General features: G+C 37.5%; 20 protein-coding genes. 9 read left to right on the top strand and 11 right to left on the bottom strand.

Annotated elements, in window-relative coordinates:
* The first annotated feature begins 60 nt into the window (after positions 1 to 60).
* The 3 genes from L0B53_RS11500 (at position 61) to L0B53_RS11490 (ending at position 3,844) form a co-directional block, all read left to right on the top strand.
* On the top strand, positions 61 to 3,114 hold the full coding sequence (locus tag L0B53_RS11500; RefSeq protein ID WP_235062165.1) for an alkaline phosphatase family protein: 3,054 nt from the start codon (positions 61 to 63) through the stop codon (positions 3,112 to 3,114).
* Between the two features lie 213 nt (positions 3,115 to 3,327).
* Positions 3,328 to 3,582 carry a type II toxin-antitoxin system Phd/YefM family antitoxin gene (locus L0B53_RS11495; RefSeq protein WP_235062164.1) on the top strand — a complete coding sequence of 85 codons (255 nt, stop codon included), beginning with the start codon at positions 3,328 to 3,330 and terminating at the stop codon, positions 3,580 to 3,582.
* Positions 3,575 to 3,844: a Txe/YoeB family addiction module toxin gene (locus tag L0B53_RS11490; RefSeq protein ID WP_235062163.1), complete on the top strand. Its 270-nt coding sequence runs from the start codon at positions 3,575 to 3,577 to the stop codon at positions 3,842 to 3,844. The genes L0B53_RS11495 and L0B53_RS11490 overlap by 8 nt, the downstream gene beginning before the upstream one ends.
* A gap of 73 nt (positions 3,845 to 3,917) precedes the next feature.
* Here the strand turns inward: L0B53_RS11490 and L0B53_RS11485 are convergent, their stop codons facing one another.
* The 6 genes from L0B53_RS11485 to L0B53_RS11465 all read right to left on the bottom strand — a co-directional run bounded on the left by L0B53_RS11485 (position 3,918) and on the right by L0B53_RS11465 (position 9,477).
* The gene (locus L0B53_RS11485; RefSeq protein WP_235062162.1) at positions 3,918 to 4,187 is read right to left on the bottom strand and encodes a nitrogenase-stabilizing/protective protein NifW; all 270 of its coding nucleotides are present in this window, start codon (positions 4,185 to 4,187) and stop codon (positions 3,918 to 3,920) included.
* A 1,060-nt stretch (positions 4,188 to 5,247) separates the two neighbouring features.
* Positions 5,248 to 5,877 carry a DNA-3-methyladenine glycosylase gene (locus L0B53_RS11480; RefSeq protein ID WP_235062161.1) on the bottom strand — a complete coding sequence of 210 codons (630 nt, stop codon included), beginning with the start codon at positions 5,875 to 5,877 and terminating at the stop codon, positions 5,248 to 5,250.
* Positions 5,878 to 6,167: 290 nt separating this feature from the next.
* Positions 6,168 to 7,214 carry an ACR3 family arsenite efflux transporter gene (arsB, locus tag L0B53_RS11475; RefSeq protein ID WP_235062160.1) on the bottom strand — a complete coding sequence of 349 codons (1,047 nt, stop codon included), beginning with the start codon at positions 7,212 to 7,214 and terminating at the stop codon, positions 6,168 to 6,170.
* Between the two features lie 143 nt (positions 7,215 to 7,357).
* Complete coding sequence (locus tag L0B53_RS11470; protein WP_235062159.1) at positions 7,358 to 7,693, bottom strand: helix-turn-helix transcriptional regulator; 336 nt, start codon at positions 7,691 to 7,693, stop codon at positions 7,358 to 7,360.
* Positions 7,694 to 7,775: 82 nt separating this feature from the next.
* Positions 7,776 to 7,904, bottom strand: a complete 129-nt coding sequence (locus L0B53_RS19400; RefSeq protein ID WP_260115581.1) for a hypothetical protein — start codon at positions 7,902 to 7,904, stop codon at positions 7,776 to 7,778.
* 157 nt (positions 7,905 to 8,061) lie between these two features.
* Positions 8,062 to 9,477, bottom strand: coding sequence for a nucleobase:cation symporter-2 family protein (locus tag L0B53_RS11465; protein ID WP_235062158.1), 1,416 nt, complete (start codon positions 9,475 to 9,477; stop codon positions 8,062 to 8,064).
* Between the two features lie 586 nt (positions 9,478 to 10,063).
* Here L0B53_RS11465 and L0B53_RS11460 point away from each other — a divergent pair.
* The 3 genes from L0B53_RS11460 to L0B53_RS11450 all read left to right on the top strand — a co-directional run bounded on the left by L0B53_RS11460 (position 10,064) and on the right by L0B53_RS11450 (position 14,041).
* Positions 10,064 to 11,170, top strand: a complete 1,107-nt coding sequence (locus tag L0B53_RS11460; protein ID WP_235062157.1) for a M20/M25/M40 family metallo-hydrolase — start codon at positions 10,064 to 10,066, stop codon at positions 11,168 to 11,170.
* A gap of 379 nt (positions 11,171 to 11,549) precedes the next feature.
* Complete coding sequence (locus L0B53_RS11455) at positions 11,550 to 12,296, top strand: AAC(3) family N-acetyltransferase (RefSeq protein WP_235062156.1); 747 nt, start codon at positions 11,550 to 11,552, stop codon at positions 12,294 to 12,296.
* A 110-nt stretch (positions 12,297 to 12,406) separates the two neighbouring features.
* Positions 12,407 to 14,041, top strand: a complete 1,635-nt coding sequence (locus L0B53_RS11450; RefSeq protein WP_235062155.1) for a peptide ABC transporter substrate-binding protein — start codon at positions 12,407 to 12,409, stop codon at positions 14,039 to 14,041.
* A 165-nt stretch (positions 14,042 to 14,206) separates the two neighbouring features.
* Here the strand turns inward: L0B53_RS11450 and tolC are convergent, their stop codons facing one another.
* Positions 14,207 to 15,511 (bottom strand): outer membrane channel protein TolC, encoded by a 1,305-nt coding sequence (gene tolC / locus L0B53_RS11445; protein ID WP_235062154.1) that lies wholly within the window; start codon positions 15,509 to 15,511, stop codon positions 14,207 to 14,209.
* Positions 15,512 to 15,999: 488 nt separating this feature from the next.
* On the opposite strand from tolC, the gene L0B53_RS11440 reads away from it, so the two are divergent.
* Positions 16,000 to 16,920: a M14 family metallocarboxypeptidase gene (locus tag L0B53_RS11440; protein ID WP_235062153.1), complete on the top strand. Its 921-nt coding sequence runs from the start codon at positions 16,000 to 16,002 to the stop codon at positions 16,918 to 16,920.
* A gap of 83 nt (positions 16,921 to 17,003) precedes the next feature.
* Here L0B53_RS11440 and L0B53_RS11435 read toward each other — a convergent pair whose 3' ends face one another.
* The 3 genes from L0B53_RS11435 to L0B53_RS11425 form a co-directional block, all read right to left on the bottom strand.
* Positions 17,004 to 17,363 carry a glutaredoxin domain-containing protein gene (locus L0B53_RS11435; RefSeq protein WP_235062152.1) on the bottom strand — a complete coding sequence of 120 codons (360 nt, stop codon included), beginning with the start codon at positions 17,361 to 17,363 and terminating at the stop codon, positions 17,004 to 17,006.
* An 86-nt stretch (positions 17,364 to 17,449) separates the two neighbouring features.
* The gene (locus tag L0B53_RS11430; protein WP_235062151.1) at positions 17,450 to 18,004 is read right to left on the bottom strand and encodes a UbiX family flavin prenyltransferase; all 555 of its coding nucleotides are present in this window, start codon (positions 18,002 to 18,004) and stop codon (positions 17,450 to 17,452) included.
* A 102-nt stretch (positions 18,005 to 18,106) separates the two neighbouring features.
* Positions 18,107 to 18,730, bottom strand: coding sequence for a MarC family protein (locus L0B53_RS11425; protein WP_235062150.1), 624 nt, complete (start codon positions 18,728 to 18,730; stop codon positions 18,107 to 18,109).
* 903 nt (positions 18,731 to 19,633) lie between these two features.
* Here L0B53_RS11425 and L0B53_RS11420 point away from each other — a divergent pair.
* Both L0B53_RS11420 and L0B53_RS11415 read left to right on the top strand, forming a co-directional pair.
* The gene (locus L0B53_RS11420; protein WP_235062149.1) at positions 19,634 to 20,926 is read left to right on the top strand and encodes an alpha/beta fold hydrolase; all 1,293 of its coding nucleotides are present in this window, start codon (positions 19,634 to 19,636) and stop codon (positions 20,924 to 20,926) included.
* A gap of 68 nt (positions 20,927 to 20,994) precedes the next feature.
* The gene (locus tag L0B53_RS11415) at positions 20,995 to 21,498 is read left to right on the top strand and encodes a YgjV family protein (protein ID WP_235062148.1); all 504 of its coding nucleotides are present in this window, start codon (positions 20,995 to 20,997) and stop codon (positions 21,496 to 21,498) included.
* Between the two features lie 280 nt (positions 21,499 to 21,778).
* On the opposite strand, the gene L0B53_RS11410 is transcribed toward L0B53_RS11415, so the two are convergent.
* Positions 21,779 to 22,309, bottom strand: a complete 531-nt coding sequence (locus L0B53_RS11410) for a GNAT family N-acetyltransferase (RefSeq protein ID WP_235062147.1) — start codon at positions 22,307 to 22,309, stop codon at positions 21,779 to 21,781.
* Positions 22,310 to 22,435 lie beyond the last annotated feature (126 nt).

The raw sequence follows: 22,435 nt of genomic DNA, 5'->3' as shown, positions 1-22,435 counted from the left end.
TCAAGTGCAATTAATCTCGTTATTCATTGAGACTCATTTGAAAAGTAAGGAAAGAATAAAATGTATCGCAATAGAAAGTTTTCGCTCATTCAATGCACTAGCACCATCCTACTCATTTCACTTTTATTTGGTTGTGAAACACAACAAGCAAACTCTATTCCACTACTAAAAAACATCCATTACTCTAGCACTATTTTTAAAAACCAGCTCAATAATACTTTTCAAACCTCTGCAGTTATTTCTAGAGATTTAACCCTATTTACCGTCGGTGGTTTAACATTAGACGCTTATATTTTGACGTTGCCACTTAAACCTTCAATTAAAGCTCGGGTCATCGCTCAAATATCTAACCCGACTTATGCGATCCCTCTTGGCTATTTTCTTTATAATAACTATCAACAATATAACAGTAATAATTTACCCCCGAGCTTTGAGCACTATTTAACGACTATTTACTCACCACAACAGCTTAATCAATTTCAGCACTCACTCTACGATTCACCGTTTCAGTTACAACAGACAGAACAAAAAGAAAGAGAAGAAAAAGAGCCACGATTAATCGAGCCCATTGAAACTGATGCTCAATTGGCTGCAATTTTTGTTACTCTTTATGACCAGTTATTTGAAATTAATGATTGGCGTAGCCAAGGAAAAGTGCCTGAATTGTATCAATATTTAACCAACTCATCTGAAGATCAAAACACTGTCACCAATATCACACCCACAGTCAAAGCTTTACTTACCGAGGTAGCATCATCGATAAATAATAATAAAATCAAACAAAAACTAACAAATATCGCTGACCATAACCCACAAATGCTTGAAAGTATCACGATAACGCTTATCGACTTCGTGCGCTTAAATACCTTGAAGAGTTACCGACAATTTACCCAACTTCAACAACGAGAAGATAAGTTAGCAATATGGCTAAAAGCACAGTTAGCCGATAACCCTCAACAGATTATTGACTTTTTGGCGACGGAACAAAATAAACCCTTCGCCGTTCAAATTACCGTAGATGGTTTACAACAAGGGTTAATATCCGCCCTCGCCTTGCATGATTCGCAGCAATATACTTCTCTGCAAAATGCGTCTCTACAAAACACAGAGAGACAACATCAAAATAAACAGCGACTTAAACATTTCACGCTTCCAATTACTGATGCAAATAATATGTCGGCTCCCAAAAATAGTGAATCATTAACTAGAAAACATACGATTAGCTTTATTCAACAATTAATCGAACAACGATATCAAGATCCCGCCTACTTGCCTTTTTTTAAACAGCTCTATACAAACCATCATTCAACGATTGCTCAAATAGGCATTGCCTCAACCCCGACAATCAGCGTGAGAAATCTACCTATTATAAAGACGGGAGCTTCGGTCAGTGGGCTATCAGGAACAGGCATTCCCAACTTCCACTTTGTTGATCGTAAAAATCAACGTACATATTACTTTTTTGGCAACGATGCATTACAGCTCGATCGATTAATGGCTAAAAATCATGTCCAAACCATGTTTGATCGTCTTTCTCACCTCAAAACTCTAAATTGTCATGCACAATATGATTGGAATGCCCAGCAAAGCTTCGATGCCCTGCTTAATTTAGGCCTTGGTGAAACTGAACGTGACTTTGGTGAGCGTCGTTGTGTTCGTGAGCTACAAAATAGATCCAAAATAGAACAACAGTTGAAGCAGTTACGCCCCAAGTTGATCTCACAGATCAAAGAGCTTCAAAGTATTAGCCAATGGCGATTTTTACAACGTCAGCTATTAAAGACCAAACTCAAACAGAACCTAGATCATTATGCTCAATTAGATATTCAGGGCATGCCCGATTATACCTTGATCTATAACCCTTGGCCTGACCATTTCGCCCATTTTACAGGCCCATTTAGTAATGAAATCACCATGCCAACGGGAGAATTAAACCGCTTAGATTACTGGTTACAACAGATTGAAGATAGTTATAAACAGGCAGGTATTTACCCTCAAACATTGTGGGGAATGGCGGGGGATCACGGTTTAACACCGGTATTTTATAGCCTAAATCCTGAAAAACAGATCGCCAAAACGTGGCAACAAAAGTATTCATGGCCATTAAAGATTAAAAAGATCTCAGCAGATGAGGGGGAAGGGCCTAAAATCAACCCTCCTTTAGCATCTATCTCATTTAATAAATCGGATATGATTGTTGCTTCAACTGCTGGAGGAAATTTCATGATCGATCTCTTCTCTAGTTCGCGAGGCATTCAACAGCAACCGCTTTATCGTGAATTAACCCAATGGCAACCTAAATTAACCCATCAAGCTGACGATCCATTAGACGCGGTGGATTTAATTGCGCTTATTTATCAATCGCTCTCAGACTCGTTAGAATATATGGTATTGCGAGAACAAGATTGCTCAGTTGACGCTTGTACCGTCAGACTAATCGGTTCAAATGACCAATATCAACGATGGGATGAAGAGATCATTAAACAAGGTGATAAAAGGTTCTATGGCGTTATATCCAAACAAACTCATTTATCTGAGCCAATATTATTAAAATTAACCGAAATAAACCCATATATCATACTAACAGCTCAACAACTCAGCGAACGAAACCAGCTTTTAAATCAATGCCTCTATCAAGCTGATAAATATGATCCAAAAAGTTGGTGTGACAGTGCAACTTGGCAACGATTAACCGCCTATAGTGCCAAACCTGACTCAGTCAATCAGCTCGCAAATCTTTATAATGAGCCTAAAGCAGGAACAATTAATCTCTTTCCAAAAAATGGGATTGGCTATAATACGCAAGTGATTGGCAGACATGCCGGTGAGAGTTATTTTGAAAAAGATGCGTTTATTGGATTTTGGGGGGCTCCAATCATACCTAAAACAACAGTAAGCACTCAAAACATTTCAAAAAGATCGTTACTGTATGCTGAGAATGGCGCATTAGCCCCGACTCTCTATCAATATTTAACCGAAGAAGAAGCAGTTAAAGGTAAAAATGGTTGGGGTTATTCTTCTTTATTACCAGAACTTTCCCCAAACTATGTAAAAATGACTATACCTAAAATAATTGGAGTTGCTAGTAGGCGGCAAATAAGTGAGAACCCATGAGTATAGATGTACTCTATGATTGGGGCGAGCGACGCCAACAACCTAACGACTTCAAGTATTAAGGGAGTAAATCTTAACAATCTTGAGGGAAGAGTATCAATTACGCCGTTACAGAGCGACATTAAGCTCTCACAATCTTATGTACAACTTCCTGTACAAGTGGATTAATGAATATTATACTTGTTCAACAAATTGTACATGTAGGAAAATCTTATGAAAATTGTCTCTTTTACTGAAGCTCGGAATAGTCTTAAGGCGGTTTTGGATGGTGTCGTTAATGATGCTGATACAACAGTAATTACACGCCGTGATTCTGAAGATGCTGTCGTAATGTCACTCGACTATTACAACAGTTTAATGGAAACGGTGTACTTACTACGTTCACCTAAAAATACAGAACATCTAAATCGTTCTATAGCACAATATAAAGCGGATAAAACAACAGAGCGAGAGTTAATTGATGAATAGTAGTCAACGTTTACTATCGTGGACTGATGACGCTTGGGCTGACTACCTGTATTGGCAAACTCAAGATAAAAGAACGCTAAAACGTATTAACAAACTCATCAATGATGTTAAGCGCTCCCCATCTCAGGGTATCGGAAAACCAGAACCATTAAAAGAAAACCTATCTGGTTTTTGGTCACGTCGTATTGATAACACAAACAGACTTGTTTATGCAGTCGATGAGCAAGCGATAACGATAATTTCTTGTCGTTACCACTACTAATCATGTGCAGTGCTCTGGCATCCAACAATCAAGCTAAAAAAGAGATGTCATGAGAAGAATTAACAACAGAAGATTAACGACGTTGACAACTGGTACAGCCTCGACAAGCAGATCGGCTATGTTTATCTAATCGACTACGTTGGATTTTACAATAAGCATTTTTTAGCGCGCGGCGAGCAGAAAACCAATCATCGGGTTTTTCTAAAATCAGATAATCATTAAACCGCTTTATTAGGGGCAAACGAAACTCATCAATAAACTGGCTATCATAGCCAATATCGAAATAATCAAGCGCTTGCTCTATTGAGGTAAATTCACTGATTATTTTTTCAATATCATTCACAATATATTACTCAAGCTAAAGGATGAATTATACCCCTCTGGCTTGAAGTACGCACATAGGTTATAAAATAAGAAAAGCCACGACATAAGAACATGAAGTGGCTTTATATAACAATTACAATAATATTCATTTTTTCACTTACTTTACTAAATTACACTTTCTGTATTACTTGTATTACGGTGTTTCTGTATTGCGATATTTCTATGTTGCGGTGTTACTGTATTACGATATTTCTATGTTGCGGTGTTACTGGTAAAACGGTGTTTCTGTATTACGGTATTTCTGTGTTGCGGTGTTACTGGTAAAACGGTGTTTCTGTGTTGCGATATTTCTGTGTTGCGGTGTTACTGGTAAAACGGTGTTTCTGTATTGCGATATTTCTATGTTGCGGTGTTACTGTATTACGATATTTCTATGTTGCGGTGTTACTGGTAAAACGGTGTTTCTGTATTTCTGTGTTGCGGTGTTGCGGTGTTACTGGTAAAACGGTGTTTCTGTGTTGCGATATTTCTGTGTTGCGGTGTTACTGGTAAAACGGTGTTTCTGTATTGCGATATTTCTATGTTGCGGTGTTACTGGTAAAACGGTGTTTCTATATTGCGATATTTCTGTGTTGCGGTGTTACTGGTAAAACGGTGTTTCTGTATTGCGATATTTCTGTGTTGCGGTGTTACTGGTAAAACGGTGTTTCTGTATTGCGATATTTCTGTGTTGCGGTGTTACTGGTAAAACGGTGTTTCTGTATTGCGATATTTCTGTGTTGCGGTGTTACTGGTAAAACGGTGTTTCTGTATTGCGATATTTCTGTGTTGCGGTGTTACTGGTAAAACGGTGTTTCTGTATTGCGATATTTCTGTGTTGCGGTGTTACTGGTAAAACGGTGTTTCTGTATTGCGATATTTCTGTGTTGCGGTGTTACTGGTTAGTGATGTTCTACTAACTTTTTAAGCATAGAAAGGAGTGCTCACTTCCGCAAGTTTTTTTTTAATTTTATTGTTAACTTCTCGATTATCGCTAGTTAGTAATAACTATTAATTTTCACTAAACATTTGAAATAAAATCATTTAAAAGGAGATAAGTTGAAGCGATGCCAGAGCATAATAGCCAATGCACTACGATAATGTTGGTAGTTTTCCCCTAATCGAATTGTCTCCTCCTCATCCACAACCTCTTCTAACTCATAAAGATTAGAGATAGCTTTTCTAATCACTAAATCACCAGCCGGTAAGATATCTAAACGCCCTAATGAGAAGAGTAAATAAATTTGCGCTGACCAAACACCAAACCCTTTAAGTTGAATGATATAAGATATTGCCTCTTGATCGGAAAGTTGTTCTAGAACCGATAGTTCAAAACTGCCTGTGACCATAGCTTCAGACAACCCTTTGGCATAATCAATTTTTCGTCTCGACCACCCTACCGCTCTTAGTTCATCATCACTAATATTTAAAAATGCATCAGGAGTAAATTCAGGTAATAGCGTTTGTGTCCTCAACCTAATAGTGTGTGCTGCTTTAACGGACAACTGTTGACCCAAAATAACATTCGCGAAAGCCTCAAAGCTATGGTCACGAGCCTTATATTGTGGAAACCCATACTCTTCAATCCATTGTTGAAGTTTGGGATCAATTAAAGCTAACTGTTGAAGATCTGCTTTGATTTTCTGTTGAGTTAGTTGAAAGTTCTTCAAGTCAGTACCTCATCTAATAATCAATGATTAAAAACAATAATTTCATTATCTTAAATATGACAATTTTAGCGTAAATGATCACAATACCAAATATACCCACAAGTTAACATCGAATATCCAACCCAATATTATTGACACCTAAAGTAATTAGGATGGCTAGTCGATGAGAAATAAGAGAGACAAACCCAGCCAACAACCTAACAACTTCGAGTAAAAATCGGATATCACAAACAAAAAAAGGTGACTCAATGAGCCACCTTTTTTATTGCGATATTTCGACAACGACTTTTCTATTGAACTTTTTTCACCGAGTAATGCTTCTTCATTTTGAGAGTCACATTCACTAATGCAATCAAAACAGGTACCTCGACCAAAGGACCAATAACGCCAGCAAACGCTTGGGCTGAATTCAGACCAAATACCGCAATAGCAACGGCAATCGCAAGCTCAAAGTTATTTCCTGTTGCGGTATAAGCGATAGACGCATTCTTATCAAATGGTAAGCCCATTTTTTTGCCCATAAAGAAGCTAATAAAGAACATCAATACAAAATAGATAATTAATGGAATTGCAACATCAACCACTTGCATTGGCAGTTCAACAATCATCTCGCCTTTTAAACTAAACATCAGAACAATTGTTAACAGTAATGCAATTAAGGTAATTGGTGAAATTTTAGGGATAAAGACGTCTGTGTACCACTTCTCACCTTTTTTAGCGACTAGGATTTTACGGCTTAGGAAGCCCATAACAAAAGGTACGCCAAGATAAATCAGGACACTGTGAGCAATATCTAGAATTGAGATCTCAACCGCTTGACCATCAACACCAAAGAATGGTGGTAATACAGTGATAAATAACCAAGCAAAGAAACTGTAAGTAATAATTTGGAAAACACTGTTCAACGCGACTAATGCTGCACCATATTCTTTGTTACCACCACCGATATCATTCCAAACAAGAACCATAGCAATACAACGAGCGAGACCGATTAAGATAACGCCAACCATTAAGTCCGGTTGATCTCTTAAAAAAGTAATCGCTAACAGAAACATTAAAACAGGGCCAACTAACCAGTTTAAAACTAGCGAAAGAGTGATTGCCTGACGATCTTTAAATACTTTACCTAAAAGAGTGTAATTTACTTTAGCCAGTGGTGGATACATCATTAATATCAAACCAATTGCTAATGGGATATTGGTACTGCCAACTGAAAGTGACTCATTCCACTCTGCGATAGCTTTGGGATTGAATAGACCAATAATGACACCCACCGCCATTGCGATAAATATCCATAATGTTAAAAAGCGGTCTAGAAAACCTAATTTTGGTTGCATTTCTCTCTCCATTGTCGTGTCGTCTTAAATAATATAACTTAAAAAGTATTACACAGAACAGCCATCGACAATCGTCGAATAGCGATTCATTAAAGCAAAATAAAACCAATAAGAGATCTCTTATTGGCTTATATAAATTCAATTTATCTATAAATACCAGAAAACAGTGCAGAAAAGTCAGTTAACTTCGCTTTATTGATACGATAACAAACTTTTGGTGGCTTCGGCGTTGCAGTAATCAGTTCTGCTTTCTTAAGTATTCTTAAGTGCTCAGATACCGTAGACTGCGCTAAACCCAATTGAGAAACTAAATCACTGTTCAAGCAATCCCCTGCATTTTCCATTCGATTAAGAATACGTAAAATATGCACTCTTGCTGGATGAGATAACGCTTTTGCTAATAATGCAAATGCCTCTTCTTCAACCAATTCATCAGGATTAGCTTTAAATGTCACTTCTGTTGCTGGGGAACATTTCATGTTTAGTCTCAACTTACACTGTTTACGATTAAGTTCATTCCAACTAATTGAATATTTTGATAAAGCATCTATTGTAAATATGCTATTTGTTCACAATATCGATCATTAGGTGAAGCATAACTTGCGATTGATTAACGCTAACCACCAACCAAATCGTTCTTTGACGATAAAGATACTGTTTGATGACTAAACTGTCAATATTTAGTTTCATCAGTATACCATTTACCATCTAATATATACCTAAAATAATTGGCGATGCTAGTAGGCGGCAAGTGAGTGAGGCCCCATGAGTATAGATGTACTCTATAATTGGGGCGAGCGAGTACAGCCAACAACCTAGCGACTTCAAGTATAAAGGGGATAGTGGTTTAAATTTTTGCTTCTTCTCGAATCTGAGCTTGTTGTTGCTCTTGTTCTAGAAGTGCTTGATTACAAGCTTCACACTCTTTGATCTGCTCAACCAATGCTTCACGCTTATCCTCTGCACTTTCAGCCTCATCCGCACGATCAACACTTAAGGCAATATTCAAAATTAATGCAACTAATGAACCTGTTGTGATCCCTGAGCCTAAAATAACTTTCAGAGAATCTGGAAGATAAGTCAGCACTTCTGGACGAACAGTGACCGCCATACCAGATGCAACACCAACAGCAATAATTAACATATTACGCTTAGTAAAGTTGATTCGAGATAAAATATTTATCCCTGCAGAAATGATCATTGCGAACATCACTAACCCTGCACCACCTAATACCGGTGTAGGAATGGTCACCACTAAGCCACCTAATTTAGGAAATAAACCGGCAAGCAACATCAAAATACCTGTCATCGCAACAACATGGCGACTTGCGACACCCGTAATAGAGACAATACCGACATTTTGACTAAACGAAGAGAAAGGAGTCGTACCAAACATCGAGGCTAATGCACTTCCTACCCCATCACATAAAATACCACGAGAGAGTTTCTTACCCGTCAATTTTGTGTGTGTCGCATCACTAAGTGCTAAGAAGTCTCCGGTAGATTCCATAATAGTGACAAGATAGGCGATAGACATCCCAATGACACCACTCACAGTAAAGGTAATGCCAAACGGTAAAAGTTCAGGTAATGCAAAGAATTTGGCATCTTTCACTGGCGAGAAATCAACAATTCCCATCATCATTGCCACAAAGTAACCCACTCCCATCCCAATGACGATCGCAGCAGCAGAAATAATGCCTTTACCTAACTGAGAAAGCGCAATCACTACAACCAGAACTAATAGCCCAAGCATCAAATTTGAGAGTGAACCATAACCTTCTTGGCCAACAAAACCACCAGCAAACCAGTCAACGGAAACAGGCAAGATGGTTAAACCAATCAACATAACTACTGTCCCTGAAACGACAGGTGGGAACAGTTTACGGATTTGTGGCATAAAACGACTACCAACAATCATCACTAAAGAGCCGATAAGCGCAGCACCAAAGATCCCAGAAACACCGGCATCTAATCCAATGGAAATCGCGATAGCAACAAACGTAAAGCTGGTTCCCATAACAACAGGTAAACGAATCCCTACTGGCCCAACCCCTTTACATTGAATAATCGTCACCACACCTGACACCATCAATGCGGCATTCACTAAAATCACCATTTGATCAGTAGGTAAGCCAATAGCACTACCTACAACCAAAGGAACAGCAATAATCGCCCCCATGGCCGCCAACATATGCTGTAATGCTAATAAAATTGTCGTGCCTAACTGTGGTTTATCTTCAACATTATATAATAACTTCATTTGATACTGTCCTTTGCTAAAAATGGCTCTTCTTTAGCACAATCCCGTTTTCTAATTGGGAACATATCTTTACTTTACAGGTTTGCTTTTTCGCTATAACCAATAAATTTGGGCTAATAAAGAGCAAAAATAAATTTATCAAGTTGATTTTCAAAATGTGTATAACGACAATTGAGCAATTTCTGCACCATGAAATTTCATTTTCTTTGTATCATTTTATTTTGTGATCCAAAAACAGAATATGGTGAATTTAAAAACCGAATACGATCAAAAAATGAGAGCTGAGTTTTATTCATTCAATTTGAACAATAATCACTCAGGTTTCATCATTGAGTTAACGGGTTCACAAATAATAAGAAGTACCGCTATCATATTGAGCATTGTTATCAAATTGAGAACAAAACGACAACAATGATAAAAATCAACCGAAGACTTAACGATCACATCACAAAAAATACAAACTAACTGTTTAATTTCAATTAGTTACTAGAAAAAATAACGAACAGAAAATGACTTTCTTGATGCTCATCTAATCTTTCTATTTTTAGTTAATGTAAAATGACATGATTATTATGGAGAAATTAAAATGACGACAATTAATCAAGATCGCCTAATTGAACACTTTATCGAATTAATCAAAATAGACAGTGAATCACGTAATGAGAAAGAGATTTCTGAAACATTAGCACACCAATTAACTGAAATTGGTTTTAATGTTGAAAAGCTGCCTGTACCTGAAAATATATCTAATGGCTCAAATATCTATGCTCGATTAGAAGGCTCTCTTGAAGGCACCATTCTCCTAAGTTGTCACATGGATACGGTAACACCAGGTAATAACATTGTGCCAATTATCGAAGAGGGTGTGATCCGCTCACAAGGTGACACGATTCTTGGTGGCGATGATAAATCGGGTATTGCTGCGATTATGGAAGCCGTTCGTGTTATCAAAACTGAAAACTTAGCGCATCAAACCATTGAAATTGCCTTCACGGTTTACGAAGAAGGTGGTTTACACGGTTCTCAACACTTCGATCTTGAAAAAGTGAGTGCAACACAAGCGATTGTACTTGATTCAGGTGGCCCTATCGGAACCATTATTACCGTCGCGCCGGGACAGCAAAATATAAAAGTGAACATTACCGGTAAACCTGCTCATGCGGGTCTCGCGCCAGAAGAGGGAATTAATGCCCTAACCGTCGCTGCCGATGCCATTACTAATATGAAACTTTCTCGTATTGACCATGAAACAACAGCAAATATTGGTGTGGTTAATGGTGGCCAGGCAACAAATATCGTCATGCCTGATCTTTATATTGAAGCTGAAGCCCGCTCTTTAAATGATGAGAAGCTACAAGCTCAAGTTGATCACATGATTGTAACTTTTGAGCAAGCGGCAGAAAAACACGGTGCTAAAATCAATATTGCCTCTAAACGCGCTTATAATGCCTACAACATCGATAGCAACGATCAACATGTAGAAAAAATTAAAGCCGCATTTGCCTTAAATGGTATTGATGCTCAAACCAAATCAACGGGTGGTGGCAGTGATGCCAATATCTTTAATGGTCGAGGCATTAAAACCGTTAACCTTTCTACTGGTATGGCGAAAGTCCACACCACTGAAGAGTTCATTACTATCGAAGATATGGTCTCTATTACCGAATTCTTAAAGACATATTTAACCCATTAAATGTTAAATATTCACCATACTTAAAGCTGCTAGATTATTGACTGCGTTCATTCGTCCTTAATCATAGAGTTCTCCTATACTCATCGGCCTCATTCACTTGTCGCCGATTAGCAGCACCCATTATTTTAGGTATGGGTTTATCTGATTGAATCAAGATCAAAAATCTAGGCACTTTTATTTTCTGACTATCCCACTTCACCTGTCTGGAAATAAACGTGCTTTTTTCAACGACAAATAAATAAGTGTCCAGTGGATCACACCTTTATACTCTTCTTTTAAGTTGTTGTGATTACTATCACTATTCCTAAATTCTAGTATTGAAAAAATAAGCTTTTATTTTATGTTTAAATAAAGCCATTTACGATATAGAGTCATAATAATGCATACCAGAACCAGCTTGCTTACTGATTTATCTCGAGCAAACATTGATCCAACCAGAACCTTAGTTGTTCACTCCTCGATGAAGTCATTAGGCGATGTTGAAGGGGGTGCAGACACGGTTTTAGATGCCCTTATTGAATATATGCAAGACGGTTGGTTGATCTTCCCCACTCACTCTTGGCATGAAACCAGTAACCCGAATAATATTTTCAACCCAGAGACTGAGCCTTCATGTGTGGGGATTTTAAGCGAACTATTTCGTCAACGTCCTAATGTTTTACGTTCACTTCACCCCACTCACTCCGTCGCCATTCTTGGCAAAGATACAGAACAATTTATCGCTAATGAAGAAGAGTGTACAACCCCCTGTCCAAGAGAGGGCGTTTGGGGAAAGCTCTATGATATTGATGCCCAAATCCTCTTCATCGGTTGTGACTTAAGTAAAAACACCTTTATTCATAGTATCGAAGAGTGGCACTATGTCCCCCATCGACTAACAAAATTTCCAACGCAATTCTCTTTACTACATCATGGCGAACGTCACCAAGTTTCGATGTTTAGTCATCAAAGTCCAGTCGGTGACATTTCATTAAAATATCGAAAATTAACCGATGAATTTTTAGAGAAAAAAGCCGCAAAGTCGTTCCAGATCGCTGACGCTGACTGTTTACTTGCCAGCGCAAAAAAAATGGCTGAAATTACGGAATCACACTTAAATTATTATCCTAACTTTTTTGCAGAGTGACCATCGTATCCAAATTATTGTTTGTCTGTCGATAAATCCGCTATTGCAAATCCCACCCTTGTCATGTTAAATAAATATTCCAATTTAAAATAGTGCAAGGATGTACTGATATGACAAGGAATTTAGGAAAAAAATTCATTTTAACGTTACTTTCAAGCTCGCTAATGACTGCCAGCTTTTCTACACTAGCAGCAAATGTCCCTGACAACGTGACCCTTGCTAAAGAGCAACACCTTGTGCGAGGTAATGGTGCAGAGCCAACGTCACTCGATCCCTCTTTTGTCGATCCTGGCATGCCCGCTGATATTATTGCAACCGATATGTTTGAAGGCTTTGTGATTGAAGATAGCCAAGGCAATATTGTTCCTGCACAAGCAAAGTCATGGACGATTAGCCCAAATGGAAAGACCATCACCTTTACCCTTCGCGATAACTTAATTTGGTCAAATGATACTCCTTTAACCGCTTCTGACTTTGTATATAGCTGGAAACGAGGTGTCGATCCCAATACAGGCAATAGCACCAGCTACTATTTTACGAGCGCTAATGTGCTTAATGCAGACCAAATCATTGCAGGTAAAATGTCGGCAGATCAATTAGGCATACGAGCAGTTGATAATAAAACGGTTGAAGTAAAACTGAGTAAACCAACGCCTTATTTTATTAGCTTGATGAGTGTTAAAACCTTCGTTCCTTTACCTCAACACCAAATCGAAAAGTTTGGTGATAGTTGGACAAAATCTGGAAATATTGTCACAAACGGCGCATTTATTTTGTCTAAATGGGTGGCGAATGAATATGTTGAAGTCGTCCGTAATCCAAATTATTGGGATAATAAAAATACGGTACTAAATCGTGTCACCTACTTAGGATTAGAATCACAAAATGCGGAACTGACTCGTTATCAAGCGGGTGAAGTAGACATGACGAATCGAGTACAGCTAGAGCAGTATCAACGTCTACTCAAAGATGACCCATCTCAGATCAAATCACTTTCTTTACTGGGATCTTATCTCTACTCTTTTAATACTACCGAGCCACCTTTTGACAATCAAGCGGTACGTCAAGCATTAACAATGAGTGTTGATCGTGACATTTTAGTCCATAAGATCACTGGGCAAGGCGAATTACCAGCCGTCACTGCTGTACCAACAATTATTCCAAGCTATCAAAACCCAACCCCTCACTACACAGAGCTGAGTAAACAACAGCGTTTAGAAAAAGCCAAAGCGTTATTAACACAAGCTGGGTACAGCGATGAGAATCCATTAGAGTTCACCTTAAATTACAACACCAGTGAAAATCATAAAAAAATTGCCATTGTACTCGCTGCGATGTGGAAACCACTGGGGGTTAAAGTTCATTTAGAAAATATGGAGTGGAACGCTTATGTCTCTGCTAAGTCTTTAGGTAACTTCCAAATGGCGCGTTCATGGGCATTTGGTGACTACTCAGAGCCTTCTTCAATTTTAAGTTCATTCACTTGTGAACATGTACAAAATGAGAGTGGTTATTGTAACAAAAAGTTTGACCAATTAATGGATCAAGCCAGTACGACAACTGACCAAAGTCAACGCTATCAATTATTTACTCAAGCAGAAGCGCTGTTAGTTGAGGATACGCCGATTATCCCACTCTACCACTACACGCATACTCGTATTGTACGTAACACGCTTGGAGGCTTCCCTGAGAACAATCCAAAAGGCAATATCTACGCAAAAGATCTCTATTTTATAGAGAAGTAGTTGTTCGATTACCAATAAAAAAGCCGCAATATGTCTCAACTATTTTTAGTTAATTCATATTGCGGCTTATTGATCTTCACTTTGTTTAAAATGATGAATTGAAAAATCTAAATTAAAAGAGAAAATTTATTCAATCCATTGATACTCATCATTCTATCAACTTGATTATTTAGCCTCTTTTAGACCTTTATTAACATCTAGAATATCTTGTTCGCTCAATGTCCCCATCGCTTGCTTTAAGTTTAGGATATTGATGATGTAACTATAACGTGCATCGGCTAACTTGCTGTTTGCATCATAAAGACTACGTGTTGAATCAAGTACATCAACAATGGTACGAGTACCCACTTCAAACCCAGCTTCTGTCGCTTCTAACGCACTGTTTGCTGAGATCACAGACTGTTGATAAGCTCGAATAGAACCGATACTTGCATTGATGTTGTTATATGACGCACGAACATTTTTAATCACTGCGCGTTGAGTGGCTTCTAGATCTTCACTAGCGGAAACAAAGTTATGTTGTGCTTGTTTCACTTGCGAAGTAATTGCACCACCCGTATACAGAGGAACGGCTAAATTAACGCCTGCCGTTAAACTGTTAGTATCGTCAGTGTCTGATGGATTGTTGTAGCCATAGTCGGCATTAAAACTTAAAGTCGGAAGGTGTCCAGACTGCGCCAAGGTGATTTGTGTTTTTGCTGAATCTTGGCTGATACGGCTAGCAAGTAAAGAGAGGTTTTTCTCTTCTGCTGTTTTGGTCAGTTGAGCAACACTCTGCTTTTCTGGTTGCACCGAGAAACGCTCAGTATCAAGAATATCCAATTTCTTATACTCGATACCCGTGATCTCACGTAGCTCTTCATAGCTGTTAATTAGGTTATTTTCTGCAATGATCTCATCGGCTAAAACGCTATCGTAATCAGCTTGAGCATCATGAACATCAGTGATGGCAGAAAGCCCCACTTCAAAACGCTGTTTTGTTTGCTCTAATTGACGACCAACCGCTTTTTTCTCAGCACGCGTAAAACGTAAATTATCCGTCGCATTTAATACGTCAAAATATGCCGTTGCAGAATCCAAAATCAGCTGCTGCTGTTCAACCGCATAATTAGTGTCACTCTCTCGAGCATTTAGCTCAGCGAGATCTAAATTAATCCAATTTGCGCGATTATAGATACTTTGGTTTAAACCTACTCCAGCAGATAATGCTCCTGTAGTACTGGTTCCAGAAATAGGTGCATTATCTGTTTCTGTATAACTCGTATTATAACCTGCTGTTAGATCAATTTGTGGTAATAGTGAAGCACGAGATTCATTTATCGCTTCAAAAGCAGACTCTTTCACTGCTTCCGCTTTTAATAGGTTTGGATTTGTCTCTTTTGCCTGCTGATAGATCTCAGCTAGATCTTGAGCCAATACCGAACCACTCATCAAAGATGCGGCAATAGCTAGTGATAGTACTTTTTTCATAAACAATCATTCCTAATATCTATCAAATTTATCTTTTGATTATAATTTTCTTTTTTAAATCTAGTACAGATTTAACGCAAGAGTAGATAAAATAATTATTTATTATTGTAATGAAGTTATAGGTATATGAAAACCTTTACTTTGGCTTTTAATGTAAAGTTCTGCAAAGCAAAGAGATCTCAATAAGCCTTTACTTACATTCATTAACAACGAATTGCAGTTTAATCGAAATAATTAGATCTAGAACACCAACATTATAATTCTCATTAATACCCAGACATAGGAACCAATAATAACTTCCTATTTAATCATCTCCATCTAAAAGAATTGAGGAGAATGGAAACAACCAAGAATATAAAGGCGGTAAATACAAAATAATCATTCCTTCATTCAAACAAAAGCTAAGTTTATCAATAGCTCTCAGAATTGCCTTCGAATTATGGTAACCTAGTCTCATTCTCACCATAATGAAATTAAAAGGCAGTGTCATGACTCAAACGACTTACCTAATTGGTACACCCGGTCAAGTTTGGCAAGATAAAGAAAAGCAACAATGGTTAGCTCAAACAACGATTAAACGCTCATATCTACAAGAAGTTGTCACTAAAATTACGGCATTGGCAGATAAATTAGATGTTCAACAACATGGGGCTCTTAGCTATTCACCAGAGAAATACCCATTATTTGTTATTAAGTCAAAAAACTGGGATAACAATAAACCTACAGTTTTAATCACAGGTGGTGTCCACGGTTACGAAACTAGCGGTGTTCATGGTGCTCTGCTTTTCTTAAACGATGAAATCAACAATTATTTAGCCGATTTTAATTTTATCGCGATCCCTTGTGTGAGCCCATGGGGTTATGAAGTGATTAATCGCTGGAATCCACAAGCTATCGATCCTAATCGTTCGTTTTATGACAACACGCCTTCAGAAGAGTCAGCGGCAGTGATGGAATTGGTTAAGCAACACCAAAATGCTAATTTTATTGCCCATATTGATCTTCACGAAACAACAGACACTGATGAGAGCGAGTTTCGTCCAGCATTAGCGGCTCGTGATGGTATTGAGTATGTTGCAGGCTCTATTCCAGATGGTTTTTATGGTGTCGGTGATACAGAAAACCCTCAGCATGATTTCCAAACTGCGATTATCGATGAAGTTCGCCAAGTCACACATATTGCACCGGCGGATGCAGAAGGTGAAATTATTGGTTCAGCGATCACTCAAGAAGGTGTTATTAACTACCCACTGAAAGCGCTTTCTCTTTGTGCCAGCGTTACCGATGCAACGTATACCTGCACGACAGAGGTCTACCCAGACAGCCCGAAAGTAACCGATGATGAGTGTAATCAAGCTCAAGTCGCTGCCCTACGTGGTGCATTGAATTATATTTTACAGAATAAATAATCTCTGATAAAAATAATTAAAGATCAAAAAAGGCACGATAATTGAAAAGTCCAAATTACCGTGCCTTATTTTTTTAATGATTTTTAAGCAAACTCTTGCTGCAAATAAGCAATGATATCACTGGATTCATACATCCAAGTAACTTCACCTGCGTTTTCGATTCGAAGACAGGGTACCTTAACTCGACCACCACCCTGCTCTAATTCTTGACGAGCTTGCGGATCATTTTTGGCGTCACGTAATTCAATATTAATTGATTGACGTTTAATTTCACGTCTAACTTTGACACAAAAAGGGCATGCTTCAAATTGATATAAGACTAATGACTTAGCTTTTTCATCTGCTTGTTGTTGCGCTTCTGCTGAACGTTTCACACCGCTTGGTGAAAAGACAAAATTAAGAATCAAAATAATCTTGCCTAAAATAAACCTAATAATCGCCATTAAATTTCCTGTCCATTTAAAAATAATTAATAAATCAAATTAACTTATAACATAAAAGCAACATCAGACCTAGCGCTAAGAAGGTGTTAACTCTTCCAACGTTTTGCATCTGGGTGATCAAGGTTCAATTGATCTAAAATTCTTACTGCATTGTGGGTCAAAAGATCATCAATAGTTTTCGGGTTATTATAGAAAGCGGGCATAGGTGGGCAAATTCGTACCCCCATATTAGAGAGGAATAACATATTTTCTAAATGAATCGAATTTAATGGTGTTTCACGTACCGCCAATATAAGCTCTCGTCTCTCTTTTAACATCACATCAGCAGTACGAGTAATTAAATTATCAGCCAGACCACAACGAATAGCAGCTAAGGTTTTCATGCTGCAAGGGACAATAATCATCGCATCAGCTTTAAAAGAACCACTAGAAACTGCAGCCGCCTGATCATTATAAGAGTAGGTTGTCGCCGCTAACTGCTTAAAGTCATCAACAGTATAATCAGTCTCAAGTGCGATGGTTGCTTTCGCCCATTTAGAGATAATAATATGAGTTTCTACATTTAATTCATTGAGTTGTTGTAAAATTTTATACGCTAATGGTGCGCCTGTCGCACCAGTTATTCCAACGACTATTCTCATAAGTTATCTCTTATTCTTCTTATCGGAAGTGAATTATACCCATTTATGCTATTCATCTTTAAAATAATAAAAGAGGTAGCTATAAACATATATGAAATTTAATTATATGTAAAAATTCTTGATTCCAAGTAATAAATTATTGACCGCTATCGCTGCCAGTATTAACCCCATCACTCGGCTAATGATGGCTGCACCCACATTACCAATAACACGTTGAATCAAGGGTGCTCCCAACAATAAAAGTAATGTAATAAGTAAAACGGCCATCATTATCCCTGCTGTTATCGCTTGCTCGGCAAAGGAATGACGATGATTATCCGTCAACATGACAATCGCCATCATTGCACCTGGTGATGCAATAGAAGGAATAGCAAGAGGATACACAGCAATATTGGCTAATTCTTTGCGTGTCATATTCTGAGTCAGTTTTTGCTCTTGCTCTGGTTTACTCTCACCAAAAATCATCGTTAAGGCAAAAAGTAATAAAACCAAACCACCTGCGGCTTGGAATGCAGGAAGAGGAATCTGCATCGCATCCAACATCAATTGACCAGCGATGAGAAAGAACAACAAAACACCAGAAGAGATAGCAATCGCTTTGAAAGCAACAATTTTCTTTTGCTTTTCAGGAATATGTTGTGTTTGAGATAAATAAATTGGGACGGAGCCAATGGGGTCGATAACTGCCCATAAAAAAATAAACTGGGTAAGAAAAATATCCAACACTCTTTCCTCCTTAATCGAAATCAATTTCCTACAAAAACATCTTAAAATAGAGCTTAGACAATGATTTTTAATCCAAACCTAAAAAAAAGATAAATCTAATAAGAAAATAATAACAATTACGACGAGAGATTGATAGAAAAAATAACGAGAAGTGACAATTATCCTTTGTCTACAATGAAATCCAACGACCGGAAAATAGCCAATAATAAGTCATAAAAAATTTATAGGTAATGGAACATGACATAAATAATACTAACTGAGATGACTATATTACTAAACATGATTAACCCAGAAATAATCTTTGTCTTTTTTATTTGCTGATCTAACTGTTGCAGTCTATTTTGAGTACACTTCATCTTCACATCCTAAATGAATAGATTTCCCATAAATATTAGCCAGCTAGTGAAAAAACGACAATACCAATCAAGTGGTAGTACATTCTATTAATTAATAAATAGGCTCTATTTTTATAGTTAAAATGCGTGATGTTCGACACTTACCAGTTATAAAGTATATTTATTTTTGACTTGGATCATGGTGAGATATTTATCCAACGAAAATACGACAGAAAAGCCACTATATTGAAATATAATATTTCAATATTCACACCTATTTCAGCTAAAAGGATCTATTCGCCCCAATCATATAGCACATCTATATTCATAGGGCCTTATTCACTTGCCGCCTACTAGCAACTCCAATTACGTTGGGTATATGAAAGGAATGCGTCAGGTTTATTATCTTATCCAATAGTGATAAAAAATCGCATCTATTTTAATCATCCAGCTATTTTTTGAAGGCTCCGACATTTTAGTGTCATGATATATAAAAACACTTTAAATCATGTAGATATCCTTATAATATGCAATTTAATAAATAATAATGCTCATAAGGATAATGAGAATGCAAATACAAAGCTTCAATGACGATGGATTAAATTTCACTCCTCACACTTTTACCGTCCCTTTAGATTATACCAGCCCTGAAGTCACTATTTCCGTTTTTGCTAGAGAGATAACACTTTGTGATGAACAGGATAATCAAAAGCCTTGGTTAGTGTTTTTTCAAGGAGGGCCTGGCTTCCCATCCCCTCGTCAGAATGGGCACTCGGGTTGGATTAAGCGCGCCTTACAAACATATCGTGTTTTATTACTGGATCAACGAGGAACAGGAAATAGCTCGGTCATATCCCATCAAACCTTATCGCATTTATCGCCAACACAACAAGCTGAATACCTGACTCACTTTCGTGCTGATAATATCGTTCGTGATGCTGAGTTTATCCGTAAAGCATTTAACATCGATAAGTGGGCTATTTTAGGTCAGAGTTTTGGTGGGTTCTGCTCATTGACTTATCTATCTCTCTTCCCCGAAAGTCTATTACAAAGCTATATTACCGGTGGCGTACCTTCTATTTATCGTCACCCTGATGACGTTTATCATGCAACATTTAAACGGACTTTAGAGAAAAATCAGCAATTTTTTCAACAATTCCCTCAAGCCCAACAGATGTGTCAAGAAATTGCTAACCACCTTATAGAGCAAGAAGAGTTTTTACCTAATGGTCAGCGCTTTACCGTGGAACAGTTTCAACAGATTGGTATCAATTTTGGTATGAGTGACACGTTTCTTCCTACCTACTACTTATTAGAAAATGCATTTATCACTATTGAAGGGAAGCACCAACTTCGTTATGAATTTTTAAATAGTATGCTGATGGAACAAGGGTTTCAGACACACCCTATTTATGCACTGCTTCATGAATCAATCTACTGCCAAGGGATTGCCTCTAACTGGAGTGCTCATCGAGTTAGAAAACAAGTTAATATTTTTGATTACCAACCCAATCAACCTTTCTATTTTACCGGTGAAATGGTTTTCCCTTGGATGTTTGAACAATATAAAAACTTAAAGCCTCTCCAACAAGCGGCAGAAATACTGGCTAACAAAGCAGATTGGGGGGATTTATATGATCCTGAACAGTTGCAAAATAATCAGGTTCCTGTTAGTTGTGCTGTTTATGCTGAAGATATGTTTGTGGAAATGGATATCAGCCGCGAGACATTGACAAAGATCCCGAATTCAAAAGCTTGGATCACCAATGAGTATGAACATAATGGACTACGTGCCGATGGTGAAAGGATCTTAGATAAATTGATTTTTATGGGTAAACAAACTCAACGAAATATTCGGTAATAACAATATTATTGCTGTTGACTAGCAACATTAATCCATTAGTTAGAGAGTTATATTGAAGGAATAATATGTCAGAAACAATGATCCAAGCTATAGGCTTTTTAGCCCTTATCGTGAACCTTATTGGCTCATCTTGTATTAGTGACAAACGAATGCGGATCTTCCTCTTTTGTTCATGCACACTATTTTCAATTCACTTTACGTTACTTGGTGGTTTTGTCGCAGGAATTAATCTATTTATCAATGCTGTACGATCTTTAGTATCCATTAAATTTACAGGAACAAAGATGTTTGTGTTATTTCTAATTATTCAAACATCATTAAGTTACTTTTTTTATCAATCACCTACTGATTTAATCCCCTTAATGGCTTCAACAGTGAGCTGTTACGCCCTATTTATGTGTAAAGGGATTGCAATGAGATTCGCCTTTTTAATTTGTACTTTATTATGGTTAATCAATGCTGTTGTTTTAGGATCTTATGGCGGTGCGATTAACGATATGATCAATGCGACAATATTAGCGACAACGATTTATCGTTTAAGTCGTAGAGAAAAAGTAGAAGTGGTTTAACTAAAATTAAAACTATCCTGATTTTATTCTTTTGCTTCGAAATGAGCGTTTTTTGAGCAAAGCTTGTAGTCTAACGCTTCTATGATTATTGAAGCGTTATCTTAAAGCTGGCAGTTATAGATGAATACACCTAAAGTCATTAGCGTTGTTCGTCGGCAGTAAAGAAATGAACATCCTAAGAGTAGTATCTATATGCTATATGATTGGAGTGAACTAGCTAAGCCATAGGTATACAGGCTTAGCATCTTCAAGTATGAAGAGGATAGAGGTAGGTAACGTTTTATTTTCGGTAAAGACCATAAATAGCGTGATTAAGGATAATACCATTAACACAGGTATGATTAGTTAATATCCCTTCTAATGTGAAGCCTAGTCGTTCGCACACGGCTCGACTCGCTTGGTTATTTTCAGCCACCGATATTTCAACCTTTTCCATATCAAGGACAGTAAAGGCGTAATCAATTAAAAACTGACAACAACGTGAAATAATCCCTTTTCCTTGATCTTTCTCGGCTAGCCAATAACCAATTTCAACCTTCTTTAATTGATGATCGATTAAGTTAAAGCTAATCATGCCAACTATTTCACCGTCATAACGAATCGCACAAGTTAAACTTTTACCGTCAGCGTATTGATATAGGGATTCAGAAATGAACGTTTGATAGCTCTCTTCTGTTTGGCAAAATGGTGGCCAAGCTAACCATTCAACAAGGTGATCATAGTTTTCAATCACTAATTGGCTTAAAGGTTTTGCACACTGATGATCAATCAGTGATAGTACAATCTGATCATCCACGCTTGTTTGAAACATTGATTTTACTCCTTGTCTAATTCTTAAATCACTACAAATGACGATTTACTCAATAAGCATAAGCATAAGCATAAGCATAAGCATTGATTGAGTATTGCTTATTAAACGAATATCTATAGAGCAGCC

Source organism: Vibrio sp. SS-MA-C1-2 (assembly GCF_021513135.1).
Taxonomy (GTDB): Bacteria; Pseudomonadota; Gammaproteobacteria; order Enterobacterales; family Vibrionaceae.
This window is presented reverse-complemented; position numbering and strand designations above follow the sequence as displayed.